8 protein-coding genes are annotated in these 12,561 nt (G+C 70.0%); 3 read left to right on the top strand and 5 right to left on the bottom strand.

Going from position 1 to position 12,561, the window contains the following annotated elements; translation table 11 throughout:
• Positions 1-58: 58 nt before the first annotated feature.
• Positions 59-628 carry a hypothetical protein gene (locus QE438_RS09590; protein ID WP_306996045.1) on the top strand — a complete coding sequence of 190 codons (570 nt, stop codon included), beginning with the start codon at positions 59-61 and terminating at the stop codon, positions 626-628.
• 143 nt (positions 629-771) lie between these two features.
• Entirely contained in the window at positions 772-1,461 is a 690-nt protein-coding gene (locus tag QE438_RS09585) for a YitT family protein (RefSeq protein WP_309733771.1), read from the top strand.
• Between the two features lie 83 nt (positions 1,462-1,544).
• Here QE438_RS09585 and QE438_RS09580 read toward each other — a convergent pair whose 3' ends face one another.
• The 4 genes from QE438_RS09580 to QE438_RS09565 all read right to left on the bottom strand — a co-directional run bounded on the left by QE438_RS09580 (position 1,545) and on the right by QE438_RS09565 (position 6,285).
• Positions 1,545-2,411 (bottom strand): DUF72 domain-containing protein, encoded by an 867-nt coding sequence (locus tag QE438_RS09580; RefSeq protein WP_306996047.1) that lies wholly within the window; start codon positions 2,409-2,411, stop codon positions 1,545-1,547.
• 652 nt (positions 2,412-3,063) lie between these two features.
• Positions 3,064-3,633, bottom strand: a complete 570-nt coding sequence (locus tag QE438_RS09575; RefSeq protein ID WP_306996049.1) for a DNA-3-methyladenine glycosylase I — start codon at positions 3,631-3,633, stop codon at positions 3,064-3,066.
• Between the two features lie 36 nt (positions 3,634-3,669).
• Positions 3,670-5,469, bottom strand: a complete 1,800-nt coding sequence (gene recQ / locus QE438_RS09570; protein ID WP_306996052.1) for a DNA helicase RecQ — start codon at positions 5,467-5,469, stop codon at positions 3,670-3,672.
• 267 nt (positions 5,470-5,736) lie between these two features.
• Complete coding sequence (locus tag QE438_RS09565; RefSeq protein ID WP_130517195.1) at positions 5,737-6,285, bottom strand: Dps family protein; 549 nt, start codon at positions 6,283-6,285, stop codon at positions 5,737-5,739.
• Positions 6,286-6,369: 84 nt separating this feature from the next.
• Here QE438_RS09565 and hrpA point away from each other — a divergent pair, with 84 nt between their 5' ends.
• On the top strand, positions 6,370-10,554 hold the full coding sequence (hrpA, locus tag QE438_RS09560; RefSeq protein WP_307183949.1) for an ATP-dependent RNA helicase HrpA: 4,185 nt from the start codon (positions 6,370-6,372) through the stop codon (positions 10,552-10,554).
• A 155-nt stretch (positions 10,555-10,709) separates the two neighbouring features.
• Here the strand turns inward: hrpA and QE438_RS09555 are convergent, their stop codons facing one another.
• Entirely contained in the window at positions 10,710-12,461 is a 1,752-nt protein-coding gene (locus QE438_RS09555; RefSeq protein WP_307183951.1) for a chloride channel protein, read from the bottom strand.
• Positions 12,462-12,561: the final 100 nt, after the last annotated feature.

Genomic DNA, 12,561 nt, shown 5'->3' with positions numbered 1-12,561 from the left:
GCCGATTCAAGGAACCGTGGTGCCCAAGGGGCGCCGCCACTGACGACAGGGGATGTTGATGGAACTACAGGCGGAAAATCCGTATCAGGCGCCTCGGGCGCCGCTCGACAGTGTGTCCGCCGGCCCGTCCAGGACGGTGCCTTTGCTTTATGCGCCGGCGACCTGGAAGTTCCTGCTGCTGTCCTTTGGCACGCTGGGCCTCTATCTCATCATCTGGTTCTACCGCAACTGGGTCGCCTTGCGGCGCGCCCGGCAGGTCGATCTCTGGCCGGTACCGCGCGCGATTTTCTCGGGCATCACCGCCTACTTCTGCTTCGAGCAGATGGAAGATCTGCTCGCCAAGCGGATGGGGCGCCGAGCTCCGCAGCTCAATGGCGGGCTGATGGCGTTCCTGTACTTCATCCTTTGCGTGACCTCGCGCCTGCCGCATCCCATCTGGATGATCTCCCTGCTTGCGCCGCTTCCGGTGCTCTGGGTCAACCTGCGGGTGCGCGCGGCCCACCTGGCCAGCAGCGAAGAGATCTGCGCCGACGATCCCCTGTCCTGGGGAGCCTGGATTCTGGTGGCGTTTGGCTTCCTCTTCTGTGCGCTGGCCCTGGTCGGCTTGCTGCTGCCGGATCCGGGCTAAGCGGTTTCCGGCGTAACGAAAGTCGGAACTTGGCTCGCTAAACTGCACGCGCCCCTTCCTGCTGCCGCCCGCCGTGACACCTGCCAAGCCGCCTTCCGACGCTTCTGCCCTCGATACGCCTGCGCAGGAGATCGGCCTGGACGATGGCGGCGCCGATCATTCGCCGCCGGGGCGTGGTGGTCACCTCGGGGCCGCTGACGCCGCCGCCGGATTCGGAAGGCACGGCGGTCGATGATCGGGCGTTCCACCACTCCGTGGCCGAAGACGTGCAGGGCATGGTGCTGGCCACGCTGACCGCTTCGTTGGGGCTGGCGGTGTTCGCCAAGGGCGGGCTGATGATCGGCGGCATGGCGGGCGTGGCCTTCCTGGCGCATTACACCTTCGGCTGGAACTTCGGTCTGATGTTCGTGCTGGTGAACCTGCCGTTCTACTGGCTCTCGGTGCGGCGCATGGGCTGGGAGTTCACCCTCAAGACCTTCGTGGCGGTCGGCGCCTGCGGCGTGCTCACCGACCTGCTGCCGCACTGGGCACCGTACGCGCAGATGACGCCGCTGTACTCGGCGCTGGTCGGTGGCGCGTTGGTCGGCATGGGCATCCTGTTCTTCATCCGCCACCACGCCAGCCTGGGCGGCGTGGGCATCCTGGCCGTCTACCTGCAGCGCACGCGCGGCATCAGCGCGGGCAAGGTGCAGATGACCTTCGATGCGGTGCTGATGGGCGTGGCCTGCTTCACGCTGGCGCCGTCGAAGGTGCTGTACTCCGCGCTGGGGGCGGTGGTGCTCAGCCTGGTGCTGATGTTCAACCACCGGCCGCATCGGTATATGGGTGTGTGATGTCCCGCGGGCGCCTCGTAGCGGTGGACTGACCTGGTATCCACCAATCACCTGCCGCTTCGCGCCTGCCAGTGTGTTGGCGATCAGGCTTCGATTCGCCGACGCAGGGACTGCGCATCGAAGGGGGCGTGGACCTTGGCGTCGTTGTCGAAGTAGCAGTAGACATCGCGCGATGACCTGCGCGGAGGGGCCAGCGAAGCGAACTTGCGTGCATCGGCCGCTTCACCGCCGTTCGCCCAACGCCGGATCCGAGCCGCCCAGCGGTCGAGCGCGGCATCGCTGTAGCCGCTGGCATACAGTTCCGTATCGCCGTGCAGGCGGATGTAGACGAAGTCGGCGGTGACATCCTCCGCATAGGGATGACGGCCGGCAGTGTCGGCCACCACCAGCGCGACGTTGTGGCGTCGCAGGAGACGGACGAAACGCGGATCGGCGAAGCTGTCATGGCGTACTTCGACCGCGTGGCGCAGCCGGCGCAGCGGTTGCTGCGGAAGGGCGCAGCGGCCGGCCATCCGCGGCTCCCGGCGCCGGGCCAGCGCCAGCGCTGCGTCGGTGTCCCGCGGCAGCAGGTCGAAGAACGCAGCGAACAGCGTCTCGTCGAAAGCCAGATTCGGAGGGAATTGCCACAGCAGCGGCCCCAGCTTCGTACCCAGGCGCAGCAGGCCGGAGGCGAAGAAGTTCGCCAGCGGCCGGTCGATATCCCGCAGGCGCTTGACGTGGGTGACGAAGCGAGGCCCCTTGACCGCGAACACGAAGTCTTCCGGCGTCTGCTCCGCCCATTGCGCCCAGCTGGAGGGAGACTGCAGAGAATAGAAAGAGCCGTTGAGCTCGATGCTGGGAAACATCGCCGACGCATATTCAAGCTCGCGCCGTTGCACCAGCCCTTCGGGATAGAACCTGCCGCGCCATCCCGCATAGCGCCAGCCGGAAATGCCGACCCTGATCGTCATGCCTGCAGTGTTGCCTGCGCCAGGCGCGGGCAAGGTGAAGAGGCTAGGCATCGCGGAAAGGCTCAGCCTCGCGCCGGGGCTCTGACGCTATGGGCATCGCGGGCGTGGGCCGCTCCTTCCACGGTCGCTTCATCCGCGAAGGGCTTGCTGGCAGGTCACATCCCCGTTGAGGGGGTTCGAAGTCTCGGATCGCCTGAGTACCCGGGCCGTCATTCCCGCGAACGCGGGAATCCAGGGACGTTGCGCTTTGCTTTTGAGCCTGCCTGTATTGGCCTGCCCTCAGGCATCATCCCTCATGCTTTGAAGGTTCGTCATTCCACGTGATTTGTGGGGCGGTGCTGTTCTTTTCAGGGACACCGCGTACTCAAGTGGGTTCTGTCGTCTGGGGCTCCGCGATTTCTGTCCCGGTCTCTTCGCCGCACGTTGCGGGACGGGAGAGCGGCAGCAAAAGCGAAAGGAGCAACGTCCCTGGATTCCCGCGTTCGCGGGAATGACGGAAGAAAGTGAACGACGCGCTGTGCGCTTTCGCGAGAATGACGGAGGGGAGTCGCGACGCGTTGCACGCGTTCCCGGAATGATGGGACAACGCGAACGACGAAGGACCCCTGTCCACGGGGAGGGTGGCTTAGGCCAAGTGATCCAAGCGCTGGCGCTACTTCTTCGTCTTCGCCGACCTCAGTGGCTTGCTCGCCTGCATCCACGCCGGCTTGTGCCTGGCCGCGGCGGCGAACGCCGGGCAGCCTTCGTGGTGCGCGCCGGGCAGGTAGCCCAGGCTCATCAGGAACTCGCCGGTGATCTCGCCGCCGGTGAAGCGGAAGGTCCGCTTGAACAGCTTCACCCAGTCCGCTTTTTCCAGCGGGTGGTGGGCGTCCAGCCAGGCGGCGAAGCTGCCGTGCGAGGCGCGCAGGGTCTGGATGACCTGGGCGTTGTGGATCGCGGCCAGCACCTTGAGGCGGTTGCGGATGATGCCGGCGTCGGCCAGCAGGCGCGCGATGTCGGCCTCGCCGTAGGCGGCCACCTGGTCCACGTCGAAGCCGCTGTAGGCGGCGCGGAACGCGACGCGCTTGCGCAGGATGGTCTCCCAGCTCAGGCCGGCCTGGTTGATCTCCAGCAGCAGGCGCTCGAACAGCACCGATTCCTCGCGCTGCGGAAAGCCGTACTCGGTGTCGTGGTAGTCGCCGTGGATCGGGTGGCCGGGGGCGATCGCGCAGTAGCCGCTCATGGGGGCAGTCCGGGTCGGTGAAGGGAGGGGCGGGCGTCAGCCCGCCTCGCGGACCACGTCGATCAGCGCCGGCCCATAGCGGTCCAGCTTGCTGCCGCCTACGCCGCCCACGCGCGCCAGGGCGCGCAGGTCGGTCGGGCGCTGCTGGGCGATGTTGCGCAGCGTGGCGTCGTGGAAGATGACGTAGGCCGGCACGTTCTGCTCCTTGGCCAGTTGCGCGCGCAGGCGGCGCAGGGCCTGGAACAGCGGCTGGTCGGTCTCGGGGACCTCGGCCGCGGCCGGGCTGGTGCCCCCGCTGCGCTGGCGCAGCTTGGGCGAATCCTTGCGCAGCAGCAGGGTTTGCTGGCCCTGCAGGACCGGCTTGGCCGAGGGCGTCAGGCGCAGGCTGCCGTGGCCTTCGGCGTCGACCTCCAGCACGCTGGCGGCCACCAGCTGGCGGAACACGCCGCGCCAGGTCGCCGCGTCGAGATCGCTGCCGATGCCGTAGGTGGTGAGCTGATCGTGGCCGAGCTGGCGGATGCGCTCGGTGTCGGCGCCGCGCAGCACGTCGATCAGATGCGCCGCGCCGAAGCGCTGGCCGGTGCGGTACACGCAGCTCAGCGCCTTGCGCGCGGCCTCGGTGGCGTCCCAGGTCGCGGCCGGGGTCAGGCAGTTGTCGCAGTTGCCGCAGGGCTGCGGGTAGGTCTCGCCGAAGCCGGCCAGCAGCACCTGGCGCCGGCACTGCATCGATTCGCAGTAGCCCAGCAGCTGGTCGAGCTTGCGCCGCTCCAGGCGCTTGCGCTCCTCGGCGGCCTCGCCCTGTTCGATCATCTGCTTGAGCAGCACCACATCGCCCAGGCCATAGGCCAGCCACGCCTGGGCGGGCTCGCCGTCGCGGCCGGCGCGGCCGGTTTCCTGGTAATAGCCCTCCAGCGACTTGGGCAGGTCGGTGTGGGCGACGAAGCGCACGTCCGGCTTGTCGATGCCCATGCCGAAGGCGATGGTCGCGCACATGACGATGCCGTCCTCGCGCAGGAAGCGGCGCTGGTTCTCGGCGCGCAGCCGCGCATCCAGGCCGGCGTGGTAGGGCAGGGCGTCGAAGCCCTTCTCGCGCAGGAACTCGGCGGTCTGCTCGACCTTCTTGCGCGACATACAGTAGACGATGCCGGCCTGGCCCTTGTGGTCCTCCAGGAAGTCCAGCAGCTGGCGGCGGCCGTTGTCCTTCTGTACCACGGTGTAGCGGATGTTGGGCCGGTCGAAGGAGCTGACGAAGCGGCGCGCGTCCTCCAGCTGCAGGCGCTCGGCGATCTCGGCCTGGGTCGGCGGGTCGGCGGTGGCGGTCAGCGCGATGCGCGGCACCTGCGGCCAGCGCTCGTGCAGCACGGTGAGCTGGCGGTACTCGGGGCGGAAGTCGTGGCCCCACTGCGACACGCAGTGCGCCTCGTCGATGGCGAACAGGCTCACTTGTGCGCGATCGAGCAGCGACAGAAAGCGTGGGGTCAGCAACCGCTCGGGTGCCACGTACAGCAGATCCAGCTCGCCGGACAGCAGGTCGCGCTCGACCTGCTGGGCGGCCTGGGCCTCGAGCGAGGAGTTGAGGAACTCGGCGCGCACGCCCAGCTGGCGCAGCGCCTCGACCTGGTCCTGCATCAGCGCGATCAGCGGCGAGACCACGATCGCCGTGCCCTCGCGCAGCAGCGCCGGCACCTGGTAGCACAGCGACTTGCCGCCGCCGGTGGGCATCAGCACCAGGGCGTCGTGGCCGCTGGCCAGGTGCTCGACGATGGCGGCCTGCTCGCCGCGGAAACCAGGGTGTCCGAACACCCGGTGGAGGATTTCTAGCGCACGTTCCTGCATGCGTACAGGATACCGGGCCGCGGTCTCATCCCCCAGATACGCAATGCCCGGCGCAGGGCCGGGCATCGACTACAAATCACGTCGGAAATCTCCGACGCTGCACCCCGCATGCCACCTCCAGCGCCCAGCAAGCCCACTGGTGGAGAGCCCCCTTGAGTCAAGGGGGCGCGCCGAAGGCGCGGGGATCTGGGTGCCAAGGCGCGGGGCCCAGCATCTGCGACGCAGATGCTGGGAGGTCATGCCTGCGCCGCAGGCGGGACCGGACCCTTACTGCAACAGCGACCGCAGCATCCACGCGTACTTCTCGTGGGTGTTCAGGCGCTGGGTCATCAGGTCCACGGTCGGGTCGTCGCTGCCGTTCTCGGCGGTCTTCAGCGTCTGGCGCGCGGTGCGGCAGACCGCCTCGTTGCCGACCACCAGCTGGCGCACCATCTCCTTCCAGTCGGCGCTGTCGGACAGGCCGGCCTCCTCGGGGATGGAGCTGAGCGCGACGAACTCGCGGTACGAACCCGGCGCGTTGTAGCCCAGGGCGCGGATGCGCTCGGCGACTTCGTCCAGCGCGCCCCACTGTTCGGTGTACTGGGTCTCGAACATCAGGTGCAGCGAGTTGAACATCGGCCCGGTCACGTTCCAGTGGAAGTTATGGGTCTTCAGGTACAGCGTGTACGCGTCGGCCAGATAGTGCGACAGGGCGGCGGCGATGTCCTTGCGATCGGCCGGACTGATCCCGATATCCACACGCGGGGCGCTCGGCGCGGCGGCGGCCAGCGGCGTGCCCTTCTTCTTGGTGGCGGGTTTGGTCTTGGTCTTGGCCATGTGCAACTCCTCATCAGTGGCGATGCGTCACAATAAACGCCGCAGATGAAGATTGGTAATCAAAAGATTCACGCAGAACGATTCATGGCTTCAATCGCCCCGCTTCCCGCCCAGCCCGACGCCGCGCGGCGCGCCATCGATGGCGCGCTGAGCCGCGACCGTGGCCGCCTGCACGGCCTGTGGTCGCGCTGGAAGGCGGCACCGGAGGACGCGCAGCTGCGCGCGCGCTTCGGCCAGGCGCTGGCCGAGTCGGTGGCCGCCTGCCAGGCGCGCGCGGCCAACCTGCCGGCGGTGACCCTGGACCAGGCGCTGCCGATCGCGCGCGAGGGCGAGCGGATCGTCGAGCTGATCCGCCAGCACCAGGTCGTGGTGATCGCCGGCGAGACCGGCTCGGGCAAGACCACCCAGCTGCCCAAGCTGTGCCTGGCGGCCGGGCGCGGCGCGGCCGGCATGATCGGCTGCACCCAGCCGCGCCGCATCGCCGCGCGCGCGGTGGCCCGCCGCGTGGCCGAGGAGCTGCAGGTGCCGCTGGGCGGCGCGGTCGGCTACCAGGTGCGCTTCAACGACAACGTCGGCGACGACACGCGCATCAAATTCATGACCGACGGCATCCTGCTGGCGGAGATCGCCAGCGACCGCTGGCTGTCGAACTACGACACGATCATCGTCGACGAGGCGCACGAGCGCAGCCTCAACATCGACTTCCTGCTGGGATATCTGAAGCAGCTGCTGCGCAAGCGCCGCGACCTGAAGGTCATCGTCACCTCGGCGACCATCGACACGGCGCGCTTCGCCGCGCACTTCGACGATGCGCCAGTGGTCAGCGTGGAAGGGCGCACCTTCCCGGTGGAAGTGCGCTATCGCCCGCTGGAGGAGCAGGGAGTGGAGCGCGGGGATTCGGGATTGGAGACCGCGGATGGCCGCGAGCGCTCGACATCCCGTGCTTCCGCCAATCACGACGCCCGAATCCCCACTCCCGACCTCACCGTCAACGATGCGATCGTCGCGGCGGTCGACGAGATCACCCGCGAAGACGCGCGCGGCGACGTGCTGATCTTCCTGCCGGGCGAGCGCGAGATCCGCGATGCGCACCAGGCGCTGGAACGGCGCAAGTACCGCCACACCGAGGTGCTGCCGCTGTACGCGCGGCTGTCGGCCAAGGACCAGGACGCGGTGTTCAATCCCGGCGCGCAGCGGCGCATCGTACTGGCCACCAACGTGGCCGAGACATCGCTGACCGTGCCGCGCATCCGCTACGTGGTCGATCCCGGCCTGGCGCGGGTCAAGCGCTACAGCCCGCGGCAGAAGCTGGACCGCCTGCACATCGAGCCGGTCAGCCAGGCCAGCGCCAACCAGCGCATGGGCCGCTGCGGGCGCGTGGCCGAAGGCATCTGCGTGCGCCTGTACGCGCAGGCCGATTTCGAGGCGCGTCCGCGCTATACCGACCCAGAGATCCGGCGTTCCTCGCTGGCCGGCGTGATCCTGCGCATGCTGCAGCTGGGCTTGGGCCGGATCGAGGATTTCCCGTTCCTGGAGGCGCCGGACGAGCGCGCCATCGCCGATGGCTGGCAGCAGCTGGTCGAGCTGGGCGCGGTCACCGAGGCCGACCGCCACGGCCTGCGCAAGCTGACCGAGGTCGGCCGGCGCATGGCGCGCCTGCCGGTGGACGTGAAGCTGGCGCGCATGCTGGTCGCCGCGCAGGCGCACGGCTGCCTGCGGCCGATGCTGGTGATCGCCGCGTTCCTGGGGATCCAGGATCCGCGCGAGCGCCCGCCCGAGGCGCGCGAGGCAGCCGACAACGCGCATGCCAAGTTCGCCGATGCGCGCTCGGAGTTCGTCGGCATCCTGCGGCTGTGGGACGGCTATGCGCAGGCGCACGAGGAGCTGACCCAGTCCAAACTGCGCGACTGGTGCGGGCGCCACTTCCTGGGCTTCCTGCGCATGCGCGAGTGGCGCGAGCTGCATCGCCAGCTGCGGGTGCTGTGCGAAGAGCTGGGCTGGGCCGAAGAACCGGCCGCCGCCGCGATGGCGCCACTGCTTGCCGGTTCGCCCGCCGCGCCGGTCGGGCAGGACGGCAAGCCCGCTTCGCGGCCCACGCGCGGCGAACTGCATCGCGCCGCGCGCCTGGCGCGCGAGGGCAAGGCCTCGCCGCCGGGCGCAGCGCCGGCCCAGGCCGCGCCTGCGCCCACGGGCCAGGACGACAGCGCGCCGCGGATCAGCGAGCGCGAGCGCAGCGCGGCCTACCAGTCGCTGCACCGCGCGCTGATCGCCGGCCTGCCGACCCAGGTCGGGCATCGCACCGAGAAGGGCGATTTCCTGGCCCCGCGCCAGCGCCGGTTCCATCTGTTCCCCGGCTCGGCCCTGGCCAAGAAGCCGCCGGCCTGGGTGCTCACCGCCACGCTGCTGGACACCCAGCGCGTGTGGGGCCTGACCAACGCGGCGATCGAGCCGGACTGGGTGATCGCCGAGGTGCCGCAGCTGCTGGCGCGCAAGCATTTCGACCCGCACTGGTCGCGCGCGCAGGGGCAGGTGCTGGCCTCCGAGCAGATCAGCCTGTTCGGCCTGGTGCTGGCGCCGAAGAAGCCTGTGCACTACGGCCGCATCGCGCCGCAGGAGGCGCATGAACTGTTCGTGCGCCAGGGCCTGGTGCCGGGCGAGATCAACACGCGCGCCTCGTTCGTCGCCGACAACGGCAAGGTGCTGGCCGCCGCGCACGAGGAAGAGGCCAAGCTGCGCCGCGCCGGCATCGTCGCCGACGAGGACTGGCAGGCGCGCTGGTATCTGGACCGCATCCCGGGCGAACTGCACTCGGCCGCAGGCCTGGACGCGTGGTGGAAGACGCTGCCCGACGACAAGCGCGGCGGCCTGCGCTGGTCGCTGGCCGACCTGCTGCCGGGCGAGGGCAGCGAGGCCGATCGCTATCCGAAGTATTTCGCGCTGGGCGATGCGCGCCTGCCGCTGCACTACACCTTCGAGCCGGGCGCGGAGGACGACGGCGTCACCCTCGAGGTGCCGCTGCATCTGCTGAACGCCCTGGATGCGGCGCGGCTGTCGTGGCTGGCGCCGGGCTTCGTCGCGGAGAAGGCGGCCGCGCTGATCCGCACGCTGCCCAAGGCGCAGCGGCGCAACTTCGTGCCGGCGCCGGACTTCGGCCGCGCTTTCTTCGAGGCGCATCGCAAGCCCTCGGGCGACGATCTGCGCGGCGAGCTGGCGCGCTTCCTGGCCAAGGCCACCGGCGTGGCGGTGAGCGCGCTGGATTTCGACGAAGCCGCGCTGGAGCCGCATCTGCGCATGCACCTGCGCCTGCGCGACGAGCAGGGCAAGGTGCTGGCGTCCTCGCGCGATCTGGAGGCGCTGCGCGAGCGCTTCGGCACGCAGGCCGGCCATGCCTTCGCCGCGCGCGCCGGGCGGGCGCTGGCCAGCGAAGGCCTGCACGCCTTCCCGCACGACCCGATCCCGCTGCAGGTGCCCGGCGAAGCCGGTGTGCCGGCGTATCCGGCGCTGGTGGACGAGGGCGACAGCGCCGCGCTGCGCATCTTCGCCGACCGCGCGCAAGCGGCCGCGGCGCATCCGCGCGGCGTGCGGCGCCTGCTGGAGCTGGCGCTGGCCGACAAGGTCAAGCAGGCACGCAAGCAACTGCCGGTCTCGCCCAAGACAGGGCTGCTGTATGCGGCCATCGAGTCGCAGGAGCGCCTGCGCGGCGATATCGTCGATGCGGCCCTCAACGCGGTGCTGGCCGAGGGCCTGGGCGAGATCCGCGACCCGGGGAGCTTCGCCCAGCGCCGCGACGCGGCCGGCAAGGCGCTGTTCGGCGAGGCGATGGAGCGGCTCAAGCTGGCCGAGGCGATCCTGGCCGGCGTGGCCGAGCTCAAGCCCGAGCTGGAGGCGCCGCTGATGGGCTGGGCGCGCGGCAACCTTGACGATCTCACCGCCCAGCTGGCCGCGCTGGTGCATCCGGGCTTCCTGCGCGACACGCCGGCGCCGGCGCTGGCCCAGTTCCCGCGCTATCTCAAGGCGATGAAGCTGCGCGCCGAGCGGGCCAAGCGCGATCCCACCCGCGACCAGCAGCGCATGCTGGAGCTAGTGCCGTTCATGCAGGCGCTCGAGGATGCCGCCGCGCTGGGCCGCGCCGCCTCGGACGACTGGCAGGCGCTGCGCTGGGATCTGGAGGAACTGCGCGTGTCGCTGTTCGCCCAGGAGCTGGGTGCCCGCAGCGGCGTCAGCCCGAAGAAGCTGGCCCAGCGCGTGGCCGCCCTGCAGGGGCGCTGACTCGCTCCCTCCCTTTCGCGTAGCGAAGGGGAGGGCTGGGGAGGGGTGCTGTTGCTTTGGCTTTTCAGGCGCTCCGCGAAAGGCACCCCCTCCCAGCCTCCCCCTGCCCGCTGCGCGGGCAAGGGGAGGGGCAGAGGCGCGGCAGCGCCCAGGGATCACTCATCTCCGCTGACGCGCTCGCCCATCAGCTCGCGCTGTCGCTTCTCCAGCTCCTCGGCGTAGCGCTTGCGCACGAAGTTTTCGGACAGCACGCCGAGCACCTTGCGCTCGTCGTCGACCACGGCCAGTTCGTCGGCCTGGGTGGCGTCGAAGACCTTCATGATCGACACGATGTCGGTGTCGGCGGTCAGCGCCGTGTCGCGGTGCTGGGCGTACTGCGCCACGGTGGCGTCCTCGCGCACGCGGTCGGCGTAGACCGTCGACAGGGGCACCAGCCCGGCGTAGTGGCCGCGCTCGTCCTCCAGCACCACGCGCTGGGTCGAACCCAGCGGGAAGCGGCGGCGGAACTCGGCCACGCTGGTGTCCTGCAAGGTGTGGTTGGCGTCCTTGCGCATCATCTTGCCGGCCGACAGGTTGCGCACCCAGCCCACGTCGCGCGCGCTGCGGATGCTTTCCCCGCGCAGGTGCAGGCGCCAGGTCGAGAACGAATAGCCGAAGGCCTGGCGCACCACCGTGTTGGCGACCAGCACCGCCACCATCACCGCGGTGGTCAACACGAAATCGTGGGTGCCCTCCAGGATCAGCATGGCCATGGTCATCGGCGCGCCGACGATGGCCGCGGCCAGGGCCGCCATGCCCACCAGCGCCGCGCCGGTGACGTCCACCACCGAGGCCTGGACCAGCTGGTTCATGCCCACCGCGAAGAACGCGCCAACCAGCGAGCCCATGAACAGAGAGGCGAAGAACAGGCCACCGCGGAAGCCGAAACCCAGGCAGATGCCCGAGGCCAGGCACTTGAGCACCAGCAGCGTGGCCAGCAGCTGCAAGGTGTTGTCCCCGCCGATGTCCAGGTGCAGCGCGCCGTGGCCGGAGGAGAGCACCTGCGGCGAGACCAGCGCCAGCGGGATCAGCAGCAGGCCGCCGATCACCGGCCGGCCCCAGATCGGCAGCTGGATCTTGCCGACGCCGCGTTCGATCCCGGCCACCAGCCGCATCACCGCGATGCCGATCAGCGCGCAGGTCAGCCCCAGGGCGATGTAGATGGCGTAGTCGCGCGGCTCGAGCTGGTAGGCGGTGGCCGCCGGCAGCGTATAGGCCGACGCGCCCAGCGTGTCGGCCATGAACGCCCCGGCCAGCGCGGCGGCGGCCACCGGCGCCAGCGCCGAGGGCACGTAGGCGCCGATGACGATCTCGAAGGCGTAGAACGCCCCGGCCAGCGGCGCGCCGAAGGCCGCGGCGATCGCCCCGGCCGCGCCGGCGCCGACCAGGGTGCGCATGTCGGTGCGGCGCACGCGCAGGATGCGGCCCAGCTGCGAACCGGCGCCCGAGCCCATCTGGGTATAGGTGGCCTCCAGCCCGACCGAGGCGCCGAAGCCGTTGGACAGCAGCGTCTGCGCGGCGACGATCAGGTTGTCGCGCATCGACATGCGGCCGCCGTGCAGGGCGTTGGCTTCGACCGAGTCGATCAGCGCGCGCTTGCGTCGCCGCGCGATGAGCGTCACCAGCCCGACCAGCAGGCCGCCCAGCGGCAGCACCAGCAGCTGGCTGAGGCTGACATGGTCGAGCATGCTCAGGCGCTGGTCCGGCGCCAGGCCGTACAGCCAGGCCTGCAGGCGATGGGCCATGCCGCTCTGCAGGACGGTCAGCGCCGCGGCGATCAGCCCGACCAGCGCGGCCAAGCCGATGAACCACAGGTCGCTGGCGCGGAACTGGCGGCGCAGCCAGTCCAGCGGACGGTGCGCCTGCACGCCGCACCAGCGCGCGAGCGGCTGGAGCCTATCGGCGAGGCCTTGCATCAATACGCACGCGAACGGTCCCTGCCTGTGTACGCGCAGACCGGCGCGGCGC

It is taken from the genome of Pseudoxanthomonas sp. SORGH_AS_0997, assembly GCF_031453535.1.
Classification (GTDB): domain Bacteria; phylum Pseudomonadota; class Gammaproteobacteria; order Xanthomonadales; family Xanthomonadaceae; genus Pseudoxanthomonas_A; species Pseudoxanthomonas_A winnipegensis.
Note: the sequence above shows the minus strand (reverse complement) of the source record. Positions and strands in the feature narration are given on the sequence as shown.

Excerpts from the sequence above, each read along its gene's own strand:
- QE438_RS09590 (WP_306996045.1), top strand. The coding sequence starts at position 59 with ATGGAACTACAGGCGGAAAATCCGTATCAGGCGCCTCGGGCGCCGCTC.
- QE438_RS09585 (WP_309733771.1), top strand. The coding sequence starts at position 772 with ATGGCGGCGCCGATCATTCGCCGCCGGGGCGTGGTGGTCACCTCGGGG.
- QE438_RS09580 (WP_306996047.1), bottom strand. The coding sequence starts at position 2,411 with ATGACGATCAGGGTCGGCATTTCCGGCTGGCGCTATGCGGGATGGCGC.
- QE438_RS09575 (WP_306996049.1), bottom strand. The coding sequence starts at position 3,633 with ATGAGCGGCTACTGCGCGATCGCCCCCGGCCACCCGATCCACGGCGAC.
- recQ (WP_306996052.1), bottom strand. The coding sequence starts at position 5,469 with ATGCAGGAACGTGCGCTAGAAATCCTCCACCGGGTGTTCGGACACCCT.
- QE438_RS09565 (WP_130517195.1), bottom strand. The coding sequence starts at position 6,285 with ATGGCCAAGACCAAGACCAAACCCGCCACCAAGAAGAAGGGCACGCCG.
- hrpA (WP_307183949.1), top strand. The coding sequence starts at position 6,370 with ATGGCTTCAATCGCCCCGCTTCCCGCCCAGCCCGACGCCGCGCGGCGC.